This is a genomic window from Longimicrobium terrae (assembly GCF_014202995.1).
GTDB lineage: Bacteria > Gemmatimonadota > Gemmatimonadetes > Longimicrobiales > Longimicrobiaceae > Longimicrobium > Longimicrobium terrae.
In genome coordinates this window covers 387,569-413,124 of sequence record NZ_JACHIA010000003.1, presented here as the reverse complement: position 1 = coordinate 413,124, position 25,556 = coordinate 387,569, and the positions used below count along the sequence as shown (strand labels likewise).

At 69.6% G+C, this 25,556-nt stretch carries 24 protein-coding genes and 2 pseudogenes; 15 read left to right on the top strand and 11 right to left on the bottom strand.

What is annotated here, in order from left to right; genetic code table 11:
* The first annotated feature begins 129 nt into the window (after nucleotides 1–129).
* The gene (lgt, locus tag HNQ61_RS07900; protein ID WP_170039656.1) at nucleotides 130–957 is read left to right on the top strand and encodes a prolipoprotein diacylglyceryl transferase; all 828 of its coding nucleotides are present in this window, start codon (nucleotides 130–132) and stop codon (nucleotides 955–957) included.
* A 61-nt stretch (nucleotides 958–1,018) separates the two neighbouring features.
* Nucleotides 1,019–1,900 (top strand): metallophosphoesterase, encoded by an 882-nt coding sequence (locus tag HNQ61_RS07895; protein WP_170039654.1) that lies wholly within the window; start codon nucleotides 1,019–1,021, stop codon nucleotides 1,898–1,900.
* 723 nt (nucleotides 1,901–2,623) lie between these two features.
* On the opposite strand, the gene HNQ61_RS07890 is transcribed toward HNQ61_RS07895, so the two are convergent.
* Nucleotides 2,624–5,020, bottom strand: coding sequence for a penicillin acylase family protein (locus HNQ61_RS07890; RefSeq protein WP_170039652.1), 2,397 nt, complete (start codon nucleotides 5,018–5,020; stop codon nucleotides 2,624–2,626).
* Between the two features lie 402 nt (nucleotides 5,021–5,422).
* Complete coding sequence (locus HNQ61_RS07885) at nucleotides 5,423–6,022, bottom strand: TetR/AcrR family transcriptional regulator (RefSeq protein ID WP_170039650.1); 600 nt, start codon at nucleotides 6,020–6,022, stop codon at nucleotides 5,423–5,425.
* 166 nt (nucleotides 6,023–6,188) lie between these two features.
* Here HNQ61_RS07885 and HNQ61_RS07880 point away from each other — a divergent pair, with 166 nt between their 5' ends.
* Nucleotides 6,189–6,935 carry an NADPH-dependent F420 reductase gene (locus HNQ61_RS07880; RefSeq protein ID WP_170039648.1) on the top strand — a complete coding sequence of 249 codons (747 nt, stop codon included), beginning with the start codon at nucleotides 6,189–6,191 and terminating at the stop codon, nucleotides 6,933–6,935.
* Between the two features lie 177 nt (nucleotides 6,936–7,112).
* On the opposite strand, the gene HNQ61_RS07875 is transcribed toward HNQ61_RS07880, so the two are convergent.
* Complete coding sequence (locus HNQ61_RS07875) at nucleotides 7,113–8,510, bottom strand: dicarboxylate/amino acid:cation symporter (protein WP_205762165.1); 1,398 nt, start codon at nucleotides 8,508–8,510, stop codon at nucleotides 7,113–7,115.
* A gap of 210 nt (nucleotides 8,511–8,720) precedes the next feature.
* Between HNQ61_RS07875 and alaS the strand changes: the two are divergent.
* The 5 genes and pseudogenes from alaS to HNQ61_RS07860 all read left to right on the top strand — a co-directional run.
* A pseudogene (alaS, locus tag HNQ61_RS29815) lies at nucleotides 8,721–9,848 on the top strand (alanine--tRNA ligase); the annotation flags it as partial.
* Between the two features lie 24 nt (nucleotides 9,849–9,872).
* Nucleotides 9,873–10,670 (top strand): annotated as a pseudogene (locus tag HNQ61_RS29810) (peptidylprolyl isomerase); the annotation flags it as partial.
* A gap of 177 nt (nucleotides 10,671–10,847) precedes the next feature.
* Complete coding sequence (locus HNQ61_RS29805) at nucleotides 10,848–11,684, top strand: DHHA1 domain-containing protein (protein ID WP_420816142.1); 837 nt, start codon at nucleotides 10,848–10,850, stop codon at nucleotides 11,682–11,684.
* Nucleotides 11,685–11,701: 17 nt separating this feature from the next.
* Nucleotides 11,702–11,989, top strand: a complete 288-nt coding sequence (locus tag HNQ61_RS07865) for a hypothetical protein (protein ID WP_170039642.1) — start codon at nucleotides 11,702–11,704, stop codon at nucleotides 11,987–11,989.
* 95 nt (nucleotides 11,990–12,084) lie between these two features.
* Nucleotides 12,085–12,690 carry a hypothetical protein gene (locus HNQ61_RS07860; RefSeq protein WP_205762164.1) on the top strand — a complete coding sequence of 202 codons (606 nt, stop codon included), beginning with the start codon at nucleotides 12,085–12,087 and terminating at the stop codon, nucleotides 12,688–12,690.
* A gap of 527 nt (nucleotides 12,691–13,217) precedes the next feature.
* Here HNQ61_RS07860 and HNQ61_RS07855 read toward each other — a convergent pair.
* Entirely contained in the window at nucleotides 13,218–14,270 is a 1,053-nt protein-coding gene (locus HNQ61_RS07855; RefSeq protein WP_170039636.1) for an alpha/beta hydrolase family protein, read from the bottom strand.
* A gap of 102 nt (nucleotides 14,271–14,372) precedes the next feature.
* Nucleotides 14,373–14,918 (bottom strand): DUF3011 domain-containing protein, encoded by a 546-nt coding sequence (locus HNQ61_RS07850; RefSeq protein WP_205762162.1) that lies wholly within the window; start codon nucleotides 14,916–14,918, stop codon nucleotides 14,373–14,375.
* Between the two features lie 274 nt (nucleotides 14,919–15,192).
* On the opposite strand from HNQ61_RS07850, the gene HNQ61_RS07845 reads away from it, so the two are divergent.
* The 4 genes from HNQ61_RS07845 to HNQ61_RS07830 are packed head-to-tail and all read left to right on the top strand — an operon-like array spanning nucleotide 15,193 to nucleotide 18,550.
* Nucleotides 15,193–15,594 (top strand): ferritin family protein, encoded by a 402-nt coding sequence (locus HNQ61_RS07845; protein WP_170039630.1) that lies wholly within the window; start codon nucleotides 15,193–15,195, stop codon nucleotides 15,592–15,594.
* Entirely contained in the window at nucleotides 15,579–16,346 is a 768-nt protein-coding gene (locus tag HNQ61_RS07840; protein ID WP_170039626.1) for an SDR family NAD(P)-dependent oxidoreductase, read from the top strand. Before HNQ61_RS07845 ends, HNQ61_RS07840 begins: the two co-directional genes overlap by 16 nt.
* Nucleotides 16,339–17,346 carry an asparaginase domain-containing protein gene (locus HNQ61_RS07835; RefSeq protein ID WP_170039623.1) on the top strand — a complete coding sequence of 336 codons (1,008 nt, stop codon included), beginning with the start codon at nucleotides 16,339–16,341 and terminating at the stop codon, nucleotides 17,344–17,346. The genes HNQ61_RS07840 and HNQ61_RS07835 overlap by 8 nt, the downstream gene beginning before the upstream one ends.
* A 31-nt stretch (nucleotides 17,347–17,377) precedes the next feature.
* Entirely contained in the window at nucleotides 17,378–18,550 is a 1,173-nt protein-coding gene (locus HNQ61_RS07830) for an aspartyl protease family protein (RefSeq protein ID WP_170039620.1), read from the top strand.
* A gap of 178 nt (nucleotides 18,551–18,728) precedes the next feature.
* Here the strand turns inward: HNQ61_RS07830 and HNQ61_RS07825 are convergent, their stop codons facing one another.
* Together HNQ61_RS07825 and HNQ61_RS07820 are read right to left on the bottom strand one after the other, a co-directional pair.
* Nucleotides 18,729–19,106, bottom strand: coding sequence for a hypothetical protein (locus tag HNQ61_RS07825; RefSeq protein ID WP_170039617.1), 378 nt, complete (start codon nucleotides 19,104–19,106; stop codon nucleotides 18,729–18,731).
* Nucleotides 19,103–19,462 carry a hypothetical protein gene (locus HNQ61_RS07820; RefSeq protein ID WP_170039614.1) on the bottom strand — a complete coding sequence of 120 codons (360 nt, stop codon included), beginning with the start codon at nucleotides 19,460–19,462 and terminating at the stop codon, nucleotides 19,103–19,105. The genes HNQ61_RS07825 and HNQ61_RS07820 overlap by 4 nt, the downstream gene beginning before the upstream one ends.
* A 380-nt stretch (nucleotides 19,463–19,842) precedes the next feature.
* Here HNQ61_RS07820 and HNQ61_RS07815 point away from each other — a divergent pair, with 380 nt between their 5' ends.
* From HNQ61_RS07815 to HNQ61_RS07805, 3 genes are all read left to right on the top strand, one after another.
* Entirely contained in the window at nucleotides 19,843–20,358 is a 516-nt protein-coding gene (locus tag HNQ61_RS07815; protein WP_170039611.1) for an Lrp/AsnC ligand binding domain-containing protein, read from the top strand.
* Nucleotides 20,359–20,399: 41 nt separating this feature from the next.
* Nucleotides 20,400–22,595, top strand: a complete 2,196-nt coding sequence (locus tag HNQ61_RS07810) for a glutamine synthetase III family protein (RefSeq protein ID WP_170039606.1) — start codon at nucleotides 20,400–20,402, stop codon at nucleotides 22,593–22,595.
* 148 nt (nucleotides 22,596–22,743) lie between these two features.
* Nucleotides 22,744–23,118, top strand: coding sequence for a hypothetical protein (locus tag HNQ61_RS07805; protein WP_170039603.1), 375 nt, complete (start codon nucleotides 22,744–22,746; stop codon nucleotides 23,116–23,118).
* Nucleotides 23,119–23,200: 82 nt separating this feature from the next.
* Here the strand turns inward: HNQ61_RS07805 and HNQ61_RS07800 are convergent, their stop codons facing one another.
* From HNQ61_RS07800 to HNQ61_RS07785, 4 genes are all read right to left on the bottom strand, one after another.
* Nucleotides 23,201–23,728 carry a hypothetical protein gene (locus tag HNQ61_RS07800; RefSeq protein ID WP_170039600.1) on the bottom strand — a complete coding sequence of 176 codons (528 nt, stop codon included), beginning with the start codon at nucleotides 23,726–23,728 and terminating at the stop codon, nucleotides 23,201–23,203.
* Between the two features lie 53 nt (nucleotides 23,729–23,781).
* Nucleotides 23,782–24,615 (bottom strand): hypothetical protein, encoded by an 834-nt coding sequence (locus HNQ61_RS07795; RefSeq protein WP_170039597.1) that lies wholly within the window; start codon nucleotides 24,613–24,615, stop codon nucleotides 23,782–23,784.
* 73 nt (nucleotides 24,616–24,688) lie between these two features.
* Nucleotides 24,689–25,078, bottom strand: a complete 390-nt coding sequence (locus HNQ61_RS07790) for a type II toxin-antitoxin system VapC family toxin (protein ID WP_170039594.1) — start codon at nucleotides 25,076–25,078, stop codon at nucleotides 24,689–24,691.
* Nucleotides 25,075–25,482: a DUF2188 domain-containing protein gene (locus tag HNQ61_RS07785; protein ID WP_170039591.1), complete on the bottom strand. Its 408-nt coding sequence runs from the start codon at nucleotides 25,480–25,482 to the stop codon at nucleotides 25,075–25,077. Before HNQ61_RS07785 ends, HNQ61_RS07790 begins: the two co-directional genes overlap by 4 nt.
* Between the last annotated feature and the right edge of the window lie 74 nt (nucleotides 25,483–25,556).

Genomic DNA, 25,556 nt, shown 5'->3' with positions numbered 1-25,556 from the left:
TTTCGTACTCCCCTACTTCACCAGAGCCCCGCTCCGGCGTAAGTTTATTCCTCGCAGATCTTCCCGACTGCCATGCCGGCGGCGCTCCCCGCGCACGCCGGTTCCCGCTTCCCCCGGCCCGCGCGCGCGATGTACCCCATTCTTTTTACGATCGGCGGCTTTCAGGTCACCAGCTTCGGCGTGATGATCGCCCTGTCGTTCCTGGGCGGCGCGTGGATCGTGGCTCGGGCGCTCAAGCGGGCGGGGTACGATCCCGAGCACGCGTGGGATCTGTCGGGCTTCGCCGCCATCGGCGGCATTCTGGGCGCCAAGATCTACTACCTGATCCTCAACCTGCCCGACACGATCGCCGATCCGTCGGGGATGATCCTGTCGCGTTCCGGGCTGGTGTGGTACGGCGGATTCATCGGCGGAGCGCTGGCCGTGCTGTTCCGCATCCGCCAGCTCAAGATCCCCGTCTGGCCGTACGCCGACGCCGTGGCGCCCGGCCTGGCGCTGGGCTACGCCATCGGCCGCGTGGGCTGCTTTCTGGTGGGCGACGACTATGGCTCGCCCACCAGCGTGCCCTGGGCCGTGGCGTTTCCGCACGGCGCGCCGCCGTCCACCGCGGGCAACCTGCGGGCATTCGGCGAAAACATCCCGGCCAGCATTCCCGACACGCAGGTGCTGGCGGTGCATCCGACGCAGCTGTACGAGACGGGGATCACGCTGATCGTGCTGGCCATCGTGCTCGCGCTGCGGCCGCGGCTGGCGGACCGGCCGGGGCTGCTGTTCTTTGCGTGGCTGGCCATGGCGGGCGTGGAACGGTTCATCGTGGAGATTTTTCGCGCCAAGGATGACCGCTTCTTTGGCGGGATTTCGGTGGCGCAGCTCATCAGCATCGGGCTGATCGGCACGGCGCTGGCCTTTGCCGCCGCGCTGCAGCGCCGGGCCGCCGCGGTTCCCGCCCGCGCCTGACCGCGTGGCGATGAACGATGAACAGCCGGCCGGTGGAGCGCATCCACCGGCCGGTTCTGCGTTGGGACATCTGACGCGCCGCCGCTTTCTGGCCGCCGCCACGGTGGGGACGGCGGGCCTCGCGGGCGAGGGACTGGGCTGGGGGCCGCGCCGGCTCGGCTTCTCCCACCACGACCTCACCCCGCGCCCGGCCTCCGCCGCGCGTCCCGTGCGGCTGATCCAGATCAGCGATCTGCACCTGCACTCCGTGGGCGCGATGCACCGGCGGATGGCGGATCGCGTAGGGCGGCTGCGTCCGGATCTGCTGCTGTTCACCGGGGACGCGGTGGACCGGGCGGACCGGCTGGACACGCTGGCGGAGCTTCTGGCGCTGCTGCCGCGCGTTCCCGGATACGCGATCCTGGGAAACTGGGAGCACTGGAGCGGCGTGGACCTGGGCGCGCTGGAAGCGCTGTACCTGCGGAATGAGACGCGGCTGCTGGTGAACGCGACGGTGACGCACGAGGTGCGCGGGGCGCGGCTGGTGATCACCGGGCTGGACGACCTGGCGGGCGGCTCGCCGGACGTGGCGCGCGCGCTGGACGGCGCTCCGGACGGGGATGCGCACCTGCTGCTGGGGCACTGTCCCGAGCAGCGCGACCAGCTTCCGGCGACGGCCGGAACCTCGACCCTGGGATCGCTGCCGGCGCCGCTGGGCTTCGACTGGCGGCGGATTACGGCCATGCTCTCCGGACACACGCACGGCGGGCAGGTGAAGCTGGGTGGATGGGCGCCGGTGACGCCGCCGGGGAGCGGGCGCTATGTGGAGGGCTGGTACCGGGATGCGGGCCAGGTGCCCATGTACGTGTCGCGCGGGATCGGCACGTCGATGGCGCCGGTGAGGTTCGGCTGCCCGCCGGAGGTAGCGGTGTTCGACTGGTGGCCGGAGACGCGAGCGGGGTAGGGGCGACCGGCCCCGGGTTCGTTGCGCGAAGGGTGCGTTCGGGCGAGGCAGGGTGGCGCGCGCTGCGAGTTTCCTGAGCGGATGAATCCGCCGCTCCAAGGGCGGGAAGCCCCGACACGGCGCGATTCGCGCGCCGTTCGGGGCTTCAACTGCATTGGGGGGGGTCTGGTAGGTGCCGCGAGCTCCAGGGCGGCCCCCACCCGGGCCGGCACCACCGGCCCACCCTCCCCCAAAAAAGACTGGGGGAGGGTTGTTGGCGGCGGCGGATTCGGTCCCGAACACACAGGATCGCTTCTGCCCCGACTCCGTTGAGCGAAGGAATCCGCCGCTCTGAAAGTGGTAGCCCCGACTCGTGGCCGCTGACGCGTCCACGATCGGGGCTTCAACTGCACTGGGGCGGAAATTCGGCGTGCGCCGCGGAGTTGGCTCGGCGGAAAGTAGATCCTTCGTCTACGTCGGGATTCGGCGCGGCGCAGGATTGCAATCGCGCCGACTCAGGACTGCATGTTGTGGTGCGGGAACGGTTTGGCCGTTCGTCCGCGCGTCCATAATAGGGGATGCGCACCCGACTGTCCGGCGCAGTCCGCGAAGGCGGACTTCGTGCTTTTCCAGCGGCGAATTCATTCGCTCTGGACGGCGGACTCTCCGCCACCCTCGACTCGCAATCCAGGCCCGGCACTCGGAACCGGGCACCGGGCACTCGGAACTGGGCACTCCTGTTCTCTACTCCGGCCTCAGCGTCATCCGCGCCACCACCCGGCGCTCGGCCTTGGCGCGATCCAGCGGAATCAGCCACAGGCGGCCCTCGCGCCACATCGGCGTCTGGTCGCGGTAGTGGCGGGAGAGGGGATTTCCGCTCTGCCCCGTGGGGATCACGAATCCGCCCGATCCATCCACATCCGCCATGTCCACCACGTGCCGCTGGCTGGCGCCGTACGCGTTGCTGAACGGCGGCGTGCGTCCCCCGTACCCCGCCACGTTGACGGTATACGACGATCCGCGGTTGGGGAACGGGCCGATGTTGAGCCCCAGCGCCTTGTCCAGCGCGCCCACCACGCCCAGCGGATGGTCGATCGAAGTCGTGTGGATGTCGCCCCACGCCCGCGCGCCGACGGTCTGCACGGCGGTGCGCATGGCCGCGGCGGCAAGGCCGTCCAGCGTCTCGACGGAATCCGTCGTCACGTCATCCACCCACCTTCCGCCACCCGCGTCCAGCACGCGCGCGAAGGTGGTCCGCGGAAAAAAGACCGGCTTGCCGCGGAATTCGTCGTTGCCGACCCGCGCCCGGAACTCCTCGAACCAGGCGTAGAAGATGGCCGCGGGGCGCGAATCGATCTCCGCGCGGCCGTCCCACCCGCGCAGCAGGCGCGCGGCGTCGCCCAGCCCGGCGGCCTCGGCGGCGCGGACCGCGCGCGGCAGGTGGCGCAGCGCGAACACGTCCATCACATCCATCTGCTCGCGCGCCACGTCCGCCGCCGTCAATGCGCGGCCGGACTCCACCATCTGCCGGATGCGCACGGCCCGGTACGGCTCCGCCCATCCGTTGCTGATGTGGAACGGATATGCGTCGCCCACCTGCCGGTTGTTGGCCGTCACCACGAAGCCCTCGGCGGGATTGATGACGTGCGGATGTTCATCGAAGTCCAGAAAGCGCACCCAGTCGCCCGCGTCGGTCCACCCCTCGTACGGCAGCAGCCCGTCGCCGCTGCGGCGGACGGGAACGCGGCCGCCCATCCAGTACCCGAACCGCCCGTCCGCATCGGCAAAGACGACGTTCTGGTGCGGATTGTTGAAACCTCGCAGCGCGCCCACGAACTCGTCCGCGGAACGGGCCTGGTTCATCGCCATCAGCGCGGTGACTTCCGTCGACGGCTCGTACGCGGTCCACCGCATGGACATCACACGGTTGCCTGCGCGCGGCTCCACGTCAGACAGCACGGGGCCATGGCGGGTGACGCGAACCGTGTGGATGACGGGCTGCGAGCCCTTCACCTGGATGGTTTCCGGCCGAGCGACGAAGTTCTCCCATCCGCCCGGCGTGCGATACCGGCCGGGCTGCGCGGCATCCACCTGCTCCACGTAGAAGTCGACGTCGTCCACCATCGCGTTGGTGTATCCCCACGCCACGCGGTCGCTGTGGCCCACGACGACGATGGGAACGCCGGGGAGCATCATCCCCGTGATATTGAAACCGCCGCCGTGCAGCGCGGCCAGGTACCAGAGCGACGGCGCGCGCAGCCCCAGATGCATGTCGTTGGCGACGATGGGCTTGCCGGACTTCGTACGCGATCCGCCGATGACCCAGCCGTTACTGGCGCGCGTGGTGGAGACGGCGTCCAGCGCCCGCAGCGCGAGCGCGGGCGCCTCCGGCAGCGGCACGTCTCCCCGCACGCGCGAGGCAGTGGGTCGCGGCGCGGCGGGAGCGGCGGCGGGGCCGGATGCCTTGCCGCGCCACTGCGCGTCATCGCCCAGAATGGTGAGGCCGGAGTCCGGGTAGACGGGGAGCAGGTCGCGGCCCAGCGCCTCGCCCACGTTGTCCAGCGCGCGCTGTACCGTGAGCCCGCCCTCCCAGTCCGCCAGGTCCCACGCCATGATCTTGCCCAGCGACAGGCTGTTGCGCACGGTCCACGGCTCGGGCGTAAAGCGCAGGGTGACGAACTCCGGCGGCAGCGGGCCGGGATGATCACGGATCCACGCGTTCACGCCGTCCGCGTACGCCTGCAGCAGCCGTCGCTCCTCCGGCTTCAGACGGCGTTCGTTTTCCGCGGCGGCGCGGCCCATCCCCACGGTGCGGAGAAAGCGGTCGGTCTTCAGCAGCGGCTCGCCCAGGATTTCCGCCAGACGGCCGTCCGCCACGCGGCGGAACATCTCCATCTGAAACAGCCGGTCCTGCGCGTGCACGTAGCCCATGGCGCGGAACAGGTCCGCGTCCGACTTCGCCCAGACGTGCGGCACGAACAGCGAGTCGCGCCACACCTCCACCGGCGCGGACAGCCCGGCGAGCGCGGCGTCGCGGCCGGGGTCCGCCTGCGAGCGCCCGATCCACCAGCGTCCGCCCGCCGCGGCCAGCAGCAGCAGCAGGACGATGCCGAGGAGGACGTATCCGATCTTCTTGAGCATGGTTCGGTGCGGGCGGAAAACGAAAAGAGCCTCACGCAGAGCCGCAGAGGCGCAGAGGCGCAGAGAGAACGGCGGAGCGGAAGGCGGGCGCGGGGTGTTGCCGCACCCTTTCATCACAAGTGCGGGGCAGGACGGGGAACATAGATTAACCATCCGCGCCGCGCGAGACGCCCGTAATCCACTCATCCCGGCGGACGGAAAAGACGCGGCCGCGAGCCGAAGCCCGCCGCGCAGCGGAGCGGTCCGCGCAGGCGGACATCGTGTCTTTCAAGGCGCGGTTTCAACCGCCGGGGCGGATCTCCGCCATCCCGAATCCATCATCCGACATCGTCCCGAGGAAAAGTCGCGGCCGCGGGCCGAAGCCCGCCACCGCGACGCATCTCCGTCATCACGCAGCCGAACTTACGGCGTTTCCTCACACCCGGGGACCGCCCACCCCGATCGCATCATCGCGCGCAGCGCCTGCGCCGAGGAGCCGTCCGCCATCGCGGCGCCGCTCACCCATCCGGCGGCGAGGGCGCTCAGAAACAGGTCGCGTCCCCGCACCCACGGCTGGGCGCCGCCCTCACGCTGGGCGGCGCCCAGAAAGTGTTCGGTGGTGGTGATGAAGCCCTGACAGGTGAGCGCGAGCGGCGAGCCCTCCTCCGACAGCGCCGCGCGCAGCGGCTCGGGAAGGCCGTCAAAGGCGGTCACCCACTCGCCCAGCGCGTCCAGCCAGCGGGCCAGGGCCTCGGTGGCGGTGGACTCGTCGCGTTGAATGGCGTTGCGGCGCGCGTCCAACTCCTCGTCGCGCGCCTGGAGGAGGGCGGCGAGGAGCGCGTCGCGGTTGGGAAAGTGGCGGTAGAGCGTGCCCGCCCCAACGCCGGCCCGCTTGGCGATCGCGTCCATCGAACCGGAAATGCCGTGCTCGGAAAAGTACCGCTCCGCGACATCCAGAATGTGCGTGCGATTGCGCTGCGCGTCCGTGCGCGGCCGGCGGGTGCTGTCTGCTGCTTCGCCCATTCCTCTCCGTCTCCCCGGTTGACAATCCGGAGACTATCTCCGTATAGTTCCCTGCGCAAGCGGAGATGGTCTCCGTTTCAATTCCGCGAAAGTCGCGGGGCCCGGTACCGGAACGCGGGCGCGTCCGGTCACCCGGTTGATGTACACCAACTGTTGGATGGAATCGATGAAGATCGGCATCCTTGGCTCCGGCCATATCGGCAAGACGCTCGTACGGCGGTTGAGCGCGGCCGGGCACGACGTAAAGGTCGCCAACTCGCGCGGCCCGGAAACGATCGAGGCCGAAGTGCTGGCTTCGGGCGCACGGGCGGTTCTCGCGGGGGAGGCCGTGGCGGACGTGGACGTCGTCATCCTGTCCATCCCCCTGAACCGCATTCCGGAGGTCGCGCCGCTGCTCGCCGGGCTGCCGGCGGAAACTGTGGTGATCGACACCTCCAACTACTACCCGATGCGCGACGGCCGGATCGACGCCATCGAAGCGGGTCAGGTGGAGAGCGTGTGGGTGGGCGAGACGCTGGGCCGGCCCGTGGTCAAGGCGTGGAACTCGATCGGCTCCGACTCGTTCGCCAAGAAGGCGGCGCCCGCGGGAACTCCGGACCGCATCGCACTTCCCGTCGCGGCGGATCGCGAAACGGATCGCGCGGTGGGCATGGCCCTCGTCGAGGACACCGGATTCGACGCATTCGACGCGGGAACGCTCGCGGACTCGTGGCGGCAGCAGCCGGGCGCGCCCTGCTACTGCACCGACCTCACCCGCGACGAGATGCCCGCCGCACGTGCCGCGGCGGAGGCGGCGCGGCTGCCCAAGCGCCGCGACCTAGCGGTGGCCGTCATCATGGAGCGGGTCGGGGACGGCGTCACGAACCCGGACGCGGAACACGGCCTGCGCGTGAGCCGGGCCCTGTACATGTAAGCCCCGCGCCACCCATCACCGCCGGGATGAACGTGCGCGGCCGCGAGCCCAGGCCCGCCGCCGCGCCGATCCCCGACTCTGCTCCTCTGCTGCTCTGCGTGAGGCCCTTCTTTTCCTCCGTGCCCTCCGTGCATCCTCCGTGGCCTCCGTGTGAAACGGCAGTTCCCGCACGGAAGGCTACGCCGCGATCCGCTCTCCCGGCCGCCCCAGCAGCTTGTATCCCTCCGAACGCGCCACGTACGTCGCCGCCGTAATGTCTCCCGCCACGTTCAGCGTGGTCCGGCACATGTCCAGAATGCGGTCCACGCCCAGGATGATGCCGATGAGCGCCGGGTTCACGCCGATGGTCGCCAGCACCACGATGATGAACGGGATGGAGCCCGACGGCACGCCGGCCGTCCCGATCCCGCCAAGGATGGCCAGGTAGGCGACAGTGATCTGCTGCGCGATGGACAGGTCCACACCCGCGATCTGCGCCAGAAAGAGGACTGTGACGCCCTCGTACAGCGCCGTCCCGTTCTGATTCGCGGTCGCGCCCACGGTGAGCACGAACGAGTTGATCTCCTTGGGCACGCCCAGGTTCTGCTCCGTCACCCGCAGCGCCGTGGGGAGCGTGGCGTTGGATGACGAGGTGCTGAACGCCGTGAGCATCACCGACTGAATGCGCCGAAAGAACTCGATGGGCGAAATGCGCGACAGCAGCGCGACGGAAAGCGAGTACACGCCGAACATCTGAATCCCCAGCCCCAGCAGCACCGTGAGGACGAACCACGCCAGCGTCCCCAGCAGATCGAGCCCGAACCCCGCCGTGCTGGCGAACAGGAGCGCAAACACCGCGAATGGCGCCAGCTTCATGATGATCTCGATCAGCTTGGCCGAGATGGCGAACAGCGACTCCATCGCGTTGACGAACGGCGCCGCCACCTTCGGGCCGACGAGCGTGGCCGCCACCCCCAGCGCGAGGGCGAAGAACATCAGGTGCAGCAGGTTGGGCGTCTCGGACGATGCCGCCGCGAACGGATTGCTGGGGATCACCGTCTCGATCACCTGCGTGAGCACCGGCCGCTTCTCCGCTTCCCCGCCGATGGCCGCCTTGACGCGGTCCTCCGCCTGCGTGCCATAGCGGGCCTCCAGCGCCGTGGCCGTCGCTGCCGACATGCGGTCGCCCGGGCGGATGGTGTTGGCCAGCGTGAGGCCCACGACTACGGAGATGGCGGACACCACGAGCGTGTAGCCGAACGACTTGAGCCCCACGCGCCCCAGCTTGCGCACGTCGCCGATTCCCGCCACGCCCACGACGAGCGCGGCAAAGACGAGGGGGATCACCACCATCAACAGCAGGCGTAGAAAGAGGGCGCCGACGGGCGAAGCCAGGTTCTGCACCGTCCACGCGAGCCGCGGATCGTCCGCCCCCAGCGCGGCGTTGGCGGCCAGCCCGCACGCCGCGCCCAGCACCAGGCCCAGCAGAATGCGGTTGTGCATCGCCATCCCGCGCGGCGGGTCGGGGGTGCGGTCGTCCAGGTCGGTGGTCAGTTCGCGCTCGAAGCCGTCGCCGGCGGGGGTCTCAGATTCCATCGCTCCTCGCGGTGTGGGGCCGCCCGACGATCACGGCTCCCGGCAACCTACGGCGGCGGGCGCGCGCTTGTCATCGGGACAAAAAACGATGCGCTCCATCACTCCCGTGAATGGATCAGGGGAGAAACGCGCGCCGCCGCTTGAGAGGACACGCCGTTCCGCGTTATGTTGTGGGTTCCTGTTCCGCACGCCTTTTTCGCAGACGGTTCCATGCGCGCCGACGAGATCCGCTCCCAGTTTCTGGATTATTTCGCCCGCCAGGGGCACACGGTGCGCCCCTCCGCGTCCCTGGTGCCGGTGGACGACCCCACCCTGCTGTTCACCAACGCCGGGATGGTGCCGTTCAAGAAGGTGTTTCTGGGGATGGAGTCCGCGCCGTACACCCGCGCCTCCACCAGCCAGAAGTGCGTGCGCGCGGGCGGCAAGCACAACGACCTGGAGAACGTGGGCTACACGGCCCGGCACCACACGTTCTTTGAGATGCTGGGCAACTTCAGCTTCGGCGACTACTTCAAGCGTGACGCCATCCGCTTCGCGTGGGAGCTGCTGACGGACGTCTACGGCATCGACAGGAACCGCCTGTGGGTCACCGTCCATCACACGGACGACGAGGCCCGGCAGCTGTGGATCGAGGTCGCGGGGGTGAAGCCGGAGCGCATCTTCGGCCTGGGCGACAAGGACAACTTCTGGCAGATGGCCGACACCGGCCCCTGCGGCCCCTGCTCGGAAATCCACTTCGACCTGCGCCCCGAAGGCCGCCGCGGGACGGAGGTGACGCGCGAGGAGTTCGAGGAGATCGGCGAGGCCGGCGAGTTCCTGGAAATCTGGAACCTGGTCTTCATGCAGTTCGACCGCGACGCGGACGGCGAACTGCACCCGCTTCCCGCGCCGTGCGTGGACACGGGGATGGGGCTGGAGCGCCTGGCCTCCGTCCTTCAGGGCGTGGACGCCAACTACAAGACGGACCTGTTCGCCGACATCATCGCCCGCGCGGTGGGCGTCGTGGGCGTGCCGTACGAGTACGACACCGAGCAGGGCGTGAGCTACCGCGTGCTGGCGGACCACGCACGCGCCACCGCGTTCCTGCTGGCGGACGGCGTGTTTCCGTCCAACGAGGGGCGCGGCTACGTGCTGCGCCGCATCCTGCGCCGGGCCGTGCGCCACGCCTGGCTGCTGGGCCGCCGCACGCCCACGCTGGTGGAGGTCGTGGAGGCCGTCATCGAGCGGATGGGCGCCGTGTATCCGGAGCTCCAGGCGCGCCGCGAGTACATCGTCAGCAACACGCGCGCGGAGGAAGAGCGCTTCCTGGCCACCATCGACGCCGGCATCCGCCTGTTCGACCAGCTGGCCCCTGGAAGGCAGGTGAACGTAAGTCACATTCTGCTGAGCATCCCGGCTGAGGCTACACCTCACGAGGAAGAGCAGCTTTGGACGAAGGCGGAGCACATCCGGCAGCGCGCCATTGCAGGTGAGGACTTCGAGGCTCTGGTCCGGGAGTACAGCACCGACGCCCACGCCAAGGAGTATGGTGGCAAGCTCGGGTATTTCGGTGGTGGACGCATGGTGCCGGAATTCGAGCATGCGGCTGCTCGTCTGAAGCCCGGTGAGATCAGCGAAGTTGTCGAAACTCCGTTCGGTCTTCACATCATCAAGCATGAAGGGAGTCGGACCGTCCCGATGAACCGTCCTGCGAAGCTGTCTGGCGCGGACGTCTTCAAGCTGTACGACACCTTCGGCTTCCCCGTCGACCTGACGGAGCTGATGGCGCGGGAGCGCGGCTACGAGGTGGACCTGGCCGGCTTTGAGACGGAGCTGGATGCGCAGCGCCGCCGCAGCCGCGAGGACCGCGCGGCCAGCGGCGTGGGGATGGACGACTCGTTTTCGATGGGATGGGAAGAGGTGGAGGGCGCGGCCGGCGCGGAGCAGGACTTTGCCGCCTACCGCGCCACCTCCTCCGAGACGGACGTGCTCGCCTTCCGCCGGATGGATGACGGGCGGATCGCGCTGCAGCTGCGCGAAAACCCGTTCTACGCCGAAAGCGGCGGGCAGACCAGCGACCGAGGCCACGTGCGCGGTGCCGGGTGGACGCTCGCGGTGGAAGAGGTGCGCAAGGTGGCGGGACGGGTGGCGGTCATCGGCCCGGTGGAAGGCGACTTCGCGCCCGGCCGCGTTCAGGCGGGAATCGACGTGCCGCCGCGCCGCGACACGGAGCGCAACCACACCGCCACGCACCTGCTGCACGCCGCCCTGCGCCGCGTGCTGGGCGAGCACGTTCACCAGCAGGGCTCGCTGGTCACGCCGGACCGCCTGCGCTTCGACTTCACGCACAGCGGGCCGATGACCGCGGACCAGGTGGCCGAGGTGGAGCGGCTGGTGAACGAGGCGGTGTGGGCCAACGACGACGTCTGCATCAACCAGATGTCGTATCCCGAGGCTACAGCCCGCGGCGCCATGGCGCTGTTCAGCGAAAAGTACGGCGACGTGGTGCGCGTGGTGGAGATCCCGGGCGTGTCCATGGAACTGTGCGGCGGCACGCACGTGCGCACGACGGGGCAGATCGGCCTGTTCCGCATCGTGTCGGAAAGCGGCGTGGCGGCGGGCGTGCGGCGCGTGGAAGCCGTTACGGGTCGCGAGGCGTTCGAGCGCGTGCGGCGGGATGAACGCGTCCTGCGCGACGCGGCCGGGCTGCTCAAGACGCGCGAAGAGAACCTGATCCCGCGCATTCAGCAGGTGCTGGAGCAGGGGCGCGACCTGCAGAAGCAGCTGGAAAAGGCCCGCGCCTCCGGCGGCGCCGACGTCCTGGGCGAGATGCTGAACGCGGCGGAAACCGTGGACGGCATCCGCCTGATCCGCGCCTCGGCCCTGTTCGAGGGCGGGGTGGACGAGATGAAGGCGCTGGGCGACAAGCTGCGCGAGCGGCTGGGGAGCGGCGTGGCCGTGCTGGCGGACCGGGGCGACAAGCCCATGTTCGTCGCCGTGGTCACGGACGACCTCATCCAGCGCGGCGTGCGCGCCGACGCGCTGGTCCGCGAGGTGGCAGCCGTCACCGGCGGGCGCGGCGGGGGCAAGCCGCACATGGCGCAGGCCGGGGCGGGGGACCGCGAGCGGATGGACGAGGCGATGGAGCGGGTGATCGACATCGTCCGCCCGCTGCTGGCCGGCTCCGCGGCGTGACGCCGGCGGAGGCGTGGGTGCGCGAACGGCTGGGAGATAGTCCCCCCGCGCTGCTCGCGGCCATGATCGAGGCGCTCCCGGCGGATGCTTCGCTCCCGGTTCCGGAGGCGATGGCCGGGGCCGCGGTCGCGCTGCTCGGCACGCTGGATGGCCTGCGGCGGGAGGAGGCGCTCCCGCTGATGGCTGCGGACGCGCTGCTGACCCACGCCTTTCACGCCCAGGCTGAGGCGGATGCGGAGGGTCTGGCCGCGCTGGCGGAGCGGTTCGGGGCCGCGGGCGCGCTGGGCGCAACCGGCGTCCGGTAACCCAGCGGACGCTTCCGGGTACAAGGGGCTCGCGCCGATGATTCGGCGCGGGCCTTTTTTTCACGTGGGGGATAACGGAGGGGTGGATGCGGAGCTTGTCATCACTGCTGATGGTTGCCGCGCTGGCGGCGTGTGGTTCCGGGGACGCGGATCGCGAGGCGCCCGAGGCGCCGTCCACGGGGGCGGAGCAGGGCGGTGCCGCCGTGGCGGTTCCGGCAGCGCCTGCCACGCCCGCGGTGGCGGATACGGGATGGTCTCTGCGGATGGACGGCGCCGGCCCGCTGCGCATCGGCATGACCAAGGACGAGGCCCGCGCGGCGCTGGGCGGCGATCTGACCACCGGGCTGGCGGGCCCGCCCGATCCCACGGCGTGCGACTATCCGAAGTCTGCCGCGCTCCCCGCCGGGCTCAAGGTGATGATGGAAGGCGGCCGGCTGGTGCGGGTGGACATCGACTCCGCCGCGCTCGCCACGGCCGAGGGCGCGCGCGTGGGCGATCCGGAATCGCGCATCCAGCAGTTGTACGCCGGACGGGTGACCGAGGGGCCGCACAAGTACGTGCAGACGGGCAAGTACCTTACGGTGCGCCCCGCGAATGCCGACACCACGCGCGCGCTCGTCTTTGAGACCGACGGCGGCAAGGTGACGCGCATGCGCGCAGGGCAGCGCCCGCAGGTGGAGTACGTGGAAGGCTGCTCCTGATCCCAGCCGTTCCGCGGAGCGAAAAGGGCCGCCCGGCATCGTCGCCGGGCGGCCCTTTTCGTCACCACTAGGTTTCCAGCAGCGGCGGATCGTGTTGAGCGAATGAATCCCCCGCTCAAAACAGCGGGAACCCCCGACACGGCGCTATTCGCGCGCCGTTCGGGGCTTCAACGGCAAGGACGGGGCGCGTCTGCCTCCACTACGTCACTCCTGCTATCCACGAGGCGAAAGTAGGCCGTTGGATAGAGATAATCATCCGCTGTTTCATCCACGATCCGCACCATTCCGTGCGCTTCCCCCTCCTGATCCGGGATAATCGCGTACACATTTCCAATGTCCAGCGACACCGGATAATCATCGTTCCGGATGCACACCGCGAACCGCATCGCTTCCCCGTGTAATCCCTTGCCCATCGGTTCCCCGCGTTGCCGTTGGTCACTCGCTAACATTGATCGTATGATAACAATGGACGGCTGGAACCCATGCATTGTAATCCGCCACCGCGTGGACGGGCCTCCCCAAACTGTTCACCGATTGGGTGATACAACGCTGGATGGAGTAGAAGGACTCAGCGGTGGTGGTCGATCCTGTCCCGAGGCCAGCTCCGCGAGCGCGTCCTGGATGGGTTTGAGCCGCATCATCTGCTCGGTCTTGCAGTGATCCATGGAGGGATTGTCGTCCGACGGGTCGGGCGGAAAGCGGCGGTCGGCGTCGGCGCGCGGCTGCGAACCCCACGCGCCGCCCAGCGCGCCCGCCAGCCCGCAGCTCGACAACCCGATTCCCGAGCCCGCCCACACGTTGATCCACCGCCCCGCCGTGCCTTGCTCAAGCGGAATCCGCGGCCCGGCCGGCCCGGAGACCGGGTCCAGCGTCACCAGCAGCGCCACGCCTCCATCCCCGCGCATCGCGTTCGCCAGTTCGTACGCGTAGTTGCCGCCGTAGCTGTGCCCGATGAGGGCCACGGGCGCGCCCGCCGCCTCGCGCAGCACGCGCCGCCGCACCTCCGTGGCGTCTTCCGTGTGCATCACGTACAGCTTGCGCGTGCGCTCCCACCGCGCGTCGTACGCGCAGAAGACCTTGAGCAGGTTGCGGTTCCAATCATCCAGCGCCCCGCCCACGAACACCACCAGCGGGCGCCGGCCCGCGTCGGCCGCGCAGGATCCATCCGTCCGGGTGTACCGCGCCGACCCGGCACGTCCCGCGACGGTGACCGCGATGGTGCACGGATCCAGCAGCGTCGCCGTTCCCGTCATCACCCCGCCCGGCCGCGGAACCGTCACCGCGAACTCCGTCCCGCCCGCCGCGACCGATCCGCGCCAGCGCACCTGCCCGTTCTGCGCACATCCATCTTCCGCCTGCACCGTGGCAACCAGCTCCGTCCCGGACTGCCGGACGCGCAGCGTGAGGGGCCCGCCGCACACGAACTCGAACGGCGCGCGGTACACGCCGGCGAGTTCCACCGCCCCGCGCCCCAGGGACGGGCGCATGGGCGGCGTGCCGTCCGGCGGGCACTCCTGCGCCCACAGCCGTGGCCCCGCGACGGCCAGGGCCAGCAGGGCGGCGATTCGCGTGCTCCACATGGGATTGCGCTCCGGTCAGATCGAGGGTGAAGTCGGGAGGGGATGCAGCCTGCCCTCCGCCGCGGAGCGACGGAGGGCAGGTGTTTTCTGGCGAGGACGGGCTTACCGGCGCGTGACGCGCAGGCCCAGCAGCCGGCCGTTCTGGTCTACGCTGCAGGTACCGGCGGCGCGCGGCGTGTTCCAGCGCACCACGTAGTTACCGGAGCGGTCCGTGCCCTGGTAGCTGGTGTTGACGTCGCGGTTCTGCAGGTTGCGGTACCGGTCGCGCGCGGCGTCGCGACAGATGCGCACGGCCTGGTTGCTGGTGGCGCGGTAGGCGCGGTTCTCGTTGCGCCGCATGCCGCCGTTGACGCGGTTTTCGGCGCGCGTGTTGGGATTGTTGTTGACCACGAAGTTGGCGCGGCATCCGCGCGAAACCCACACCCCGCGCGAATCCGTACCCCAGCTGCGGCCGGCCACGCAGTCGGCCTGGCTCAGCTGCCGCACCAGGTGCACGTTGCCGCGCGTGTTGACGTTGCAGTACGTGCGGTCGTTGTTGCGCGACTCGCAGGTAAAGGTGTCCTGCGCCTCCAGCCGCTGCGGCGTGGCGGACGACGCGACGGCCGCGAAGGCGAGCGAAAGGACGGCGAAAGCGGTCTTGCGGATCATGGAAAGCTCCCTGTTGCGCAGTTCGGGAGAGGCTGGGCAGACCGGTTGGACTTCAACCGCGCTCATCGGTCCCGCGAGCGGGTCCGGCGTCTCCGTGGCCCCTCCAAAGGCAAGGAGTGCACCGCAAGGCGGGGGACGTGCCGTGCCGCATGGTCCGCCCCCGATTGCATGAACCCGGCGGACGCGCGAGAATGATGCATTCCGGCCGGGGATGATCCGCCTTCACGCGGTCCGCCGCGCCCCAATCCGACTCCGCCCATCCACCGAAACCGTCTTGGACCTGATCCCAGCCCTGGAAGACGCGCGCGCGGCCGAAAAGGAGCAGGCGCTGTTCTATCGCTCGCTCGCGGCCCAGGCAGAAGACCGCGGCGACGCCGCGCTCAGCGAGCGTTTCAACGACCTGCACGCCGATGAACAGCACCACGTATCCCGCCTCACCGCGCGGCTGCTGGAGCTGGGCGCCGACCTGGCCGACATCGCCGACCTGACCTCCGAATCCGTCTCCATGGATGTCTGGACTCCCGCTGCCCAGGCCCGCGAAGAGGGGGAAGTGCGCCGGTACGAGCGGCTGCTGGAGGCCCACATGGATGACGATACGCGCGCGCTGCTGACCGAAATCGTGGACACCGAGCGGCACCACGCCGCGGAGCTGGGGGGCAAATGGACGACGGCGTGATGCTGGGACTGCGCGGCCGCCGCGCGCTGGTCACCGGCGGGTCGCGAGGCGTAGGCCGTGCCACGGCGCTGCTGCTGGCGCGCGCGGGCGCGGACGTGGGAATCGGCTACCAGAGCCGTGAGGCCGACGCCGCGCAGGTGGTGGAGCACGCCCGCGGGCTGGGCGTGCGCTCCTTTGCCCAGGCGGCGGACGTGTCTACGCCCTGGGGCGCGGAAATGCTCTTCGAGCGCTGCCTGGTGGAACTGGGCGGCGTGGACCTGTTCGTGGCGAACGCGGGGATCTGGATTCCGGAAGAAGTCGGCGTCGCCGCCATGCCGGACGCGCAGTGGGACCGCACCATGGCCGCCAATCTGACCTCCGTCTTTCAGACCGTGCGCCTGGCGTCGCGGTTCGTGGGCGCGGGCGGGCGCATCGTCATCGTCTCGTCGACGGCGGGGCAGCGCGGCGAGGCGTGGCACGCGGACTACGCGGCCAGCAAGGGCGCGCTCATCTCCTTTACCAAGTCCGTCGCGGTGGAACTGGCGGAGCGCGACATCACCGTCAACTGCGTCGCGCCGGGGTGGATCGACACGGAGATGGTGGAGCGTCCCATGGCCGAGGGGCGCACCCGCATCGAGCAGAACATTCCGCTGGGCCGCATCGCCAGCGCGGAGGACGTGGCGGGCCCCATCGTGTTCCTGTGCTCGGCGCTCGCGCGGCACATCACCGGAGAAGTCGTGAACGTCAACGGCGGGAGCGTGCTCTGTGGCTGACCCCGGCAATCGTCCCCGCATTCTGCTGCTGGCCACCGGCGGCACCATCAGCATGCAGGTGGACGCGGAGCGCGGCGGCGCCGTTCCCCGGCTTACCGGCGGCCAGATTCTGGCCGCCGTCCCCGGCGCGGAAAAGATCGCCGAGCTGGAAGTGCGCGAGTTCGGCCGCTACCCCGGCCCGCACATGACCATCGAGCGCATGTGGGAGCTGCGCGCGGCGGTCATGCGGGGGCTGGCAGACGGGTTCGACGGCGTGGTCGTCACCCACGGCACGGACACGATCGAAGAAACCGCGTACCTGCTGGACCGCTCCATTCCCTCCGACGCGCCCGTCGTCATCACCGGCGCCATGCGCAACTCGTCGGAACTGTCGTGGGACGGCCCCGCCAACCTCATGGCCGCCCTTCAGGTCGCCACGTCGCGCGAGGCGGCGGGGCGGGGCACGATGGTGGTGATGGACGAGGAAATCGTCCAGGGCGCCGAGGTGGTCAAGACGCACACCGAGGCCGCGGGCACCTTCCGCTCGCCCAACTGGGGTCCGCTGGGGGTAACGGACAAGGGGATCGCGCTCTTCTACCGCGAGTCGCGCCGCAAGGCCACGCTGGCGCCGGACACCCCCGCCACCCCGGTGGACCTGGTGAAGATCGTGGCCGGGGCGGACGCGCGGCTGGTGGAAAGCAGCCTGGACACGGGCGCGCGCGGCATCGTGCTGGAAGCGCTGGGCCGCGGCAACGTTCCCGTCGCGGTAGTCCCAGGAATCCGTCGCTGGGTGGATGCGGGGCGCCCGGTCGTCATCACCTCGCGCTCGCTGCGCGGCCGCGTGCTGGACACCTACGCATACCCGGGCGGCGGGCACGAACTGCGGGAGATGGGCGCCATCTTCGGCGACCACATGACCGGCCAGCAGGCCCGCATCGAGCTGATGCTGGCGGTGGGCGTGCACGGCGGCGACGTGGCGGCGATCCGCAGCGTGGTGGAAGCCGGCCGCTACGCCGACTGACGGCGGCCCGAACCTCTGCAGAACAACCTTCATGCGAAGCTCCCTCCGTCTGGCGCTCCTGGCGCTGTTTGCGGCGGCCCCCGCCGCGGCGCAGCGGCCCGTGGTGCAGATGCCGTTCGACTCCCCCGCCAACCTGATCGTGGTGGAGGGGCGCATCGGCGACTCTCGCCCGCTCTGGTTCATCCTGGACACCGGGGCCCAGCGCACGGTCATCAACGCGGCCGTGGTGGACTCGCTGGGCCTGGCGCTGGGTGACGAGGGCACCGCCACCGGCTCCGCCGGTGAGTCCAGCATGCGGTGGATCCCCCGCGCCACGATCCGGCTGGGTGACGTGGAACTGCGGGTGGACTCGGCCGTATCCATCGCGCTCTCCTCGCTGGAGCCGGCGCTGGGGCACCGCATCGACGGCATTCTGGGCCACTCCGTGTTCGCGCAGTACGTGGTGGAGGTGGATTACGCCGCTGACACCGTGCGCCTGTACCGGCCTGACGAGTACCGGCCGCACCCCGCCGCGCGCGCCGTTCCGCTGCGGATCGCGGATGAGCACGCGATCGTGGTCGCGGATCTCTTCGTGGGCGGCGAGCCGGTCGCGGGAACGTTTCTGCTGGACACCGGCGCCAGTTCGGAACTGTCGCTGAACGCGCCTTTCGTGCGCCGGCACCGGCTGCTGGACCGCGCGGGGGCCACCACCGGCGGCGGCGCGGTGATGGGCGTCGGCGGAACGTCGCAGAGCCGGTCGGGGCGGTTGGACTCCCTGCGCATCGGCGGCTTCACCCTCACCGGGCCCGGCGCGTCGATGTCTCTGGACACCGCCGGCGCGCTGGCGCAGGACGACCGCGCCGGCATCATGGGCGCGGAGGTGTTCCGCCGCTTCCGCATGACGCTGGACTACCCTCGCAACCGCATGCTCCTCGTTCCCACGTCCGCGCTGGCGGAACCGTTCCGGCAGGGACGGAGCGGGCTCGCGGTGATCGCGCGCGGGGCGGACTTCGACCACTTCGTCGTCGCGGCCGTGCAGCCGGGCTCCGCGGGCGAGGCCGCCGGCTTCCGCCCGGGGGACGAGATCGTGTCCGTCGATGGGTGGACCCCCGCCAACCTGGACTCCATCCGCGACATGCTGCGGGTTCCCGGCACCCGCGTCACGCTCACCGTCCGGCGCGGGACGGAAACCCTTCAACTCCCTCTTTCCATCGCGGGAGACTGATCGCGCCGGTTCCGCACCCTCCCGAAAGCAACGCCCTCCCTGGCGGCGACGGCGCGGAGACGCTGAACTCGATCGTCACGCTTCCGTCCTGATCCGCAGCACGACGCGCTCCCGCCGACCGCCGGCGGGGGCGGGTCGTCGTTCGGTTGCCCACGGGGCAATCCAGCCCCGGCAGACGCTATCCAGTGTGGCTGCGTCCCCTAGCTTCGCGCCCCGCCACGATCCCGACGCCGATCGCCATCCCGCCAAACATCCCAGCGCCGAGAATCATCTGCGATCCGGTCACCAGGACGGCCAGGAGTCCTGCCACGAGCCCCGTTCCCATGCCATAGACGATTCCTTCGGAGTAGATGGCGAACGTGCGCTCAAAGCCTGGACTCGACAACGGCTGCCCGATGGCTGCTTTCTCGCGCCACGGGGCACCCGTGAGCGTGGCCGCCGTGATCGTTCGGCGGAGTGCACGAGCCTCGGCGGTGGAAAGACTGGCTCGCTTTTCAGCGCTGTCGATGATCTCCAGCGCTTCCTGAACGGGGGCTGCTTCGGTCTGGCTGCTCATCCGATGCTCCGGGAACCGTGGACAAGGTACGCGAGCAGTGAGGAAACACTCGCACAGAAGATCGCCAGCCCCGCGTTGAGGCTGGTGCGCACGGGCGGCCTGTCGTCGAGTTTCGCGTCCAGGCTCTGGAACACGAGTCCGCCCGAGATCAGGAGCATGAAGATCAGACCCGCGCAGGGGAACGACACCAGAGGCAGCCGCATGTCGCGCTCGAACAGGCCCGTCCCCAGCGCGGAGGCCGAGATCGTGGTGGAGAAGACGAACAGTTCGCCCTGCCCCTGTCCTCCCCGGACCGGGCCTGTCCGCCCGGAACCGATCCGCACAAGCTGAACGGCCCAGATCGGGAACAGCGCCACCACGACGTGGGAGAGGAGCCATCGGATACTCTCGGCTGGTCCCATTACGAACGTTCCAGATCCTGAAGCTCCTGCCATGGAACCGATGCGTTTGCGGGTGGACGGGGCGCCTGATCGACTCTGGACGATAAACACACGCGCCGAAGCGCGCAAGCTCTGTCCATTTTACGCCATCGATGGGCAATCGGGGCTGCTCTGGCCCGTGTGAAGCCGGCAGTTCCGGGGCATCCGAGTCCGGCGACGTGGGCGATCCGGAGGGTCGCCGCGGCCTGTCATCCGCTGTTTCGCAGAAAGTTGTTCACGAGTCTTGCACGAGGAGCTCTCACCATGTATTCTTTGCGAAAGTGAACCACATCGCGCTTTGGGCTTAAGAAAATAAGGTGACCTCCCCCGTACGTCTGGACGATATCGACCTCCGGCTGCTGGAACTTCTTCAGGAGCACGGCCGCACGTCGCAGCACGACCTGGCCCAGGACGTGGGCCTGTCGTCGCCCGCGGTGGGAGAGCGGCTGCGCAAGCTGGAGGAGCGCGGCATCATCCGGCGGTTCACGGTGGTGCTGGACCCGCGCCGCATCGGGCGCGACGTCACGGCCTTCATCGCCGTGGGGATGGCGGGGTCGCCGCACTACGCGGAGTTTCGCGAGCGCGTGCTGGCCAACCCGGAAGTGATGGAGTGTCACAGCATTACGGGGCAGGGCTCGCACCTGCTCAAGATCCGCACGGACAGCACCTCAACGCTCGAGGGGCTGCTGGCGGACATTCAGGCGTGGCCCGGCGTGCAGTGGACCACCACCAGCATCGTGCTTTCGACGGTAAAGGAAACCAGCGCCCTGGCGCTGGGGCCGCGTCCGGCCTCGGACGGCGGCGTGACGGCGGGGCAGGGCCCCGAGCGCTGATCAACGACCCTACATCAACCTTTTCGCACCAGGACCGACCAATGCCCAGGACCACCGCCCGGTTCGACACCCTGGCCGCGGCCACCGGGTGGGGCGCCGACAGCCGCTCAGGCAGCGCGCCCACCGGCCCCATTCCCATGGACATCGAGGGGATCTTCGGCTCCAACACCTTCGGGATGTCGGAGATGCGCGCCCGCCTGCCCAAGCAGGTGTACAAGGCCCTCTGCCGCACCATCGAGGGCGGCGAAACGCTGGACCCCTCCATTGCCGACGCCGTTGCGCTGGCCATGAAGGAGTGGGCGCTGGAAAAGGGCGCCTCGCACTTCACCCACTGGTTTCAGCCGCTCACCGGGAGCACGGCGGAAAAGCACGACAGCTTCATCACCCCCAACGCGGGGGGCGGAGCGGTCGCGGAGTTCAGCGGCAAGGAGCTGATCCAGGGTGAGCCCGACGCGTCGTCGTTCCCCTCGGGCGGGCTGCGCGCCACCTTCGAGGCCCGCGGCTACACCGCGTGGGACCCCACCTCGCCCGCGTTCATCGCCGAAACGCCGGCCGGCTGCTACCTGTCCATTCCCACGGCGTTCCTGTCGTGGACGGGGGACGCGCTGGACACCAAGATCCCGCTGCTGCGCTCCATGACGGTGCTGGCGGAGCAGGCCACCCGCGCCCTCAAGCTGTTCGGCGCCGATGCCACCGGCGTCACGGCCACCTGCGGGCCGGAGCAGGAGTTCTTCCTCATCGACCAGGAGTTCTTCTACCGCCGTCCGGACCTGGTGACCACGGGGCGCTCGCTGTTCGGCGCCAAGCCGCCGCGCGGGCAGGAGCTTGAGGACCACTACTTCGGATCCATTCCGGACCGCGTGCTGGCCTTCATGATCGAGGTGGAGCGCGAGCTGTACCGGCTGGGCGTGCCCGTGAAGACGCGGCACAACGAGGTGGCGCCGGGGCAGTTCGAGATGGCGCCCATCTACGAGAACGCCAACCTGGCGGCGGACCACCAGCAGCTGATGATGATCACGCTGCGCAAGGTGGCGCGGAATTTCGGCATGGCGTGCCTGCTGCACGAAAAGCCGTTTGCGGGCGTAAACGGCAGCGGCAAGCACCTGAACTGGTCGCTGGGAACGGAAAGCGCCAACCTGCTGGAGCCGGGCGATACGCCGCACGCCAACATGCAGTTCCTGTTCTTCTGCACGGCGGTGCTGCGCGCGGTTGACCGTCACCAGGACCTGCTGCGCGCGGCCGTGGCGCACGCGGGCAACGACCACCGCCTTGGCGCCAACGAGGCTCCGCCGGCCATCATCTCCGTCTTTCTGGGCGACCAGCTGGCGGACGTGTTCAACCAGCTGGAGAGCGCGGGCGAGGCCACCGACAGCAAGCAGGGCGGCCTTCTGGGGCTGGGCTCGCCGGTGCTGCCGCGTCTTCCGCAGCACGCGGGTGACCGCAACCGTACGTCGCCGTTCGCCTTTACCGGCAACAAGTTCGAATTCCGCGCGCTGGGTTCGTCGCAGTCCGTGTCGTTTCCCGCCACGGTGCTGAACACGATCATGGCCGAGTCGCTGGACGAGATGAACACGGCGCTGGAGGCCGAGCTGGCCAGGGGCACGGAGTTCGAGACCGCGCTCCGGAGCCTGATTTCCGAGGAGATCCGCCGCGTCAAGCGCATCGTCTTCAACGGCGACGGCTACAACCAGGAGTGGCACGACGAGGCGGCGCGCCGCGGGCTGCTGAACCTGCCCACCACGCTGGACGCGCTGGAACTGCTGCCGCAGGACAAGAACAAGGCGCTTTTCGAGAAGTACGGCGTGCTTTCGCACCGCGAGCTGGAGAGCCGGCACGAGGTGGCGCTGGACCAGTACTTCAAGACGGTGAACATCGAGGGCGAAACCACGGCCGACATCGCCAGCACCATGATTCTGCCGGCCGCGGTGCGCTACCTGAACGACCTGCTGGCCGCCGCCGAGCGCGCGGAGGACATCGGCCTCAAGGCGCGCGGGTTGCGCGGCACGCTGGACAAGGTCAACGGGCTGGTGGATGAACTGACCGACGCGCTGGACGCGCTGGTGGCGCAGAACGCCGAGCTGGGCGGCGAGGACGTGCACAGCAAGGCGTACCACGTGCGCGACAATGTGGTCCCGGCCATGCTGCGCGTGCGCGGCGCCGCCGACGGGCTGGAAAAGATCGTCCCGGACGACTACTGGCCGCTGCCCACCTACCGGGACATGCTGTTCGTGAAGTAGCATTGCGGGTCGATGACGAGAAAGGCCGCCTCCGGGATTCCGGAGGCGGCCTTTTGTCGTATTCTGATCCTTCGCGCGTTGATGCCGGTCATTCACGTCGGGATTCGTCACGCGAGGTTCTCGCGCCTTCCCCAATCAATACATCTATATGCGTCGCCTGCGCTTCCTTGCCGTCACCAGCATTCTGCTCGCCTGCGCTCCCGGGTCGCTCGCCTCGCAGGCGGTGTTCGCTTCGCGGACGGTTCTCGCTGCGCCTTCAGTCGATCCGCGCCTTGTCGCACCGCTGACGAATTCGGGTGCTCGCGCGCCCTCGGATCTGGATGGGATCACGGCGGGAAAGCGGCCGTGGTGGGCGTTCCCGGCGGCCGGGCTGCTGGCAGGCGGAGCGCTGGGCGCGGCGGCCATCTACGTCGATTGCCGCCACACGGAGTGCATCGGCGCGGAATCGTTCGTCGTCCTCAGCGCCGGCGCGGGTGCGACCCTCGGTGGGATCACTGAACTGATCGTCCGCGCCCTCCGCTGAGACGCGAGACAAGCGTGGATCCTGGACAGACGAAAGGCCGCTTCCGGGGAAGCGGCCTTTCGTTTTGATCGACGCCAGCGGGTCAGACCTCGGTCGCGGTGACGCCGAGGCGGTCGAGTTCGCCGCGCAGGTGGTTCAGGTGCGTGGTGATGATGGAATCCTCTTCCGGCGTGGCGTGCCCGTCCGCGGTCAGGATGGCGAGACCCAGGCCGCTGAGCGCCGTCACCACCTGGTCGCCGTTGCGGGTGCCGCGCTCGCGGTCCATCTCCAGCACGGAAGCGAGGTACGCCGGCGTTTCCATCAGAAAGGCGTGCAGGCCGTCCGGATCGCTGGCCAGCTCCACGCTTTCCATCGCCGCCGCACGCAGTTCGTCCACCCCGGGGCGGTGGCCGGAGACCGCCTCGAACACGCGGCCGTACACCTCGATTTCGCTGGCGGCCAAGTCGTCGTCGCCGGCCAGCAGCAGGCCCAGGAAGCGGACCATGTGCCGCACCGCATCGTCGTGGATGGGGTGCGCGCCGGTCCAGTAGCCTTCTGCGCCGGCCTGCTCGGCGGCGTCGATCACCAGCCGCGCGAGGTCATGCGGCGGAAGGCGGGAGGGAAACGTCATCGGGTCCTGTGGATGAGGATCGTCCAGGGCGGCCGGCACCGTGCCGAACCGGATCATCTGCGTCCGAAGCGCTGCACGACCGTCAGCGGAATGGGGCGGCAGTTGGAAACGGCGGGTTGAAAGCGGGCGGTCGCCAGCCCGTTGCGGATGGCCCCGGCCAGTCCACCGCGCCCGCCCTGCAGCAGTTCGATGGATCCGGGATCCACCCTGCCGTTTTCATCTACGTCATACTTGATGACGGCCACCTCGCTCCCGCCCGGCGCCATGCCGACCGGGCCGTCGCGGCGGGAGACGGGGTTGGTGCGCACGTCCAGCGTGATGACGCGAACGCCCTCCTGCTGCGCGGCAAAGCGCGCCGTCTGCGCGCCCGCCTCAGGCGGGATGCCGAATCCCACCGTGACGCGGAGCGAATCCAGCCCCGCGGGAAGGCGCGGCAGGTCCGGCGCGCCGGGCGCCCCGTCGTGAAACGCGGTGGAAAGCGTGCGGTCAAAGCCGCGGTCGCCGGAACCCTGCACGATCCGCGGATCGCCCGGGCGGCCGCCCGCGACCAGGGTGGCCTGCACGCGCGCCGTGTGGCGCGCCTGGGGCGTCCAGTCATCCGGCATGCGCGGCTCGGGCGGCTGCAGGCGGTTGCGCAGCCGCTCCAGTCCGGGAAAGGTGCCGCGGCGCGGGCTGGGCGGCTCCCACCGGCGGGCAAGCGCGCCGGCCAAGGCGTGCAGGTACGCGGAATCCACCTCCGCGCCCTCCGCGCGAACCCACACGGGATAGCCCAGCACGCCCGCGGGAACCGGGCAGCTGGCGCTCGCGAACGGGGCGTCCTGCGCCGGCGCGGCGGCGGGCAGGCCCGCGAGCAGGCAGGCGGCCGCGAACAGGAGGCGTCGTGTCATGCGGGTTCCACGGCTTGCGGGCAACAGGGCGGGCGATCGTCAAAGTGCGGGGCCCGGCGCTTGGCGGCAAGCGTCACCACCGCCGGTCCACCCCGTACGCGTCCAGCTCCCGGTCGCGCCCCACGACGGGAATGCCTTCCGCCAGGCTCTGCGCCACCAGCATCCGGTCGAACGGATCGCGATGGTGCAGCGGCAGCGCGTGTACGCGGTACACGTGTGCGAGTTCAAGATCCAGAATAGCAATCGCCCGCTTTCGAAGCTCCGCGGCAACAAACGAGTCGAAGTCGTCTGGAAGATCCAGCTTGCCGATGCCTGACTTGATCCCGATCTCCCACAAGCTGACGATGCTCACCAGCGCACGCGTGTCTTCCGCGTCGATCATGGCGCGTGCGGCACTGGACAGGCGCCCGTCTTCGAGCGTCAGCCAGAGAAATGTGTGTGTATCGAGCAACACTCGGTTCATTCGAAGAACTCCGCAATCTCGGCTGGAAGTTCATCGAAGTCGTCGGACATCCAGTACTTCCTGCGCGGCCCGCGGAAGCTGCGGCCGCCGGGAGGAGTGGGGCGGGGCAGCCTGAAATCGTAGCCCTCGTACCGTGCGTTCATCTCGTCCGGCGAGAGCTTTCGCGGGCGGTTGAAGATCACCACCGGCTTGCGGGCGCTCCCGCCGTTGCTTGCGCAGGGGCAGGCGGCCTGGCGCCGGGCGAATGCGATCGCGTCGGTCTTGCGATCGAACACGGCGGCCGGCGCGGGCGTGCCGCCGTCGTGCACGCGCCAGCCGCCTCCCGGTTTGGGGAGAACGTACCAGCCCGGCGGCTGGTTCATGGGCGTTTCGTCGGTCGTGACGGCTTCGTCGGTGCGGTTCATCTCGGCTCCCGGATGGCGTTCGCAGCGGCCGGTTTGCCCGGCGCACAAACAGTACATCACGGACGCCAAATCTC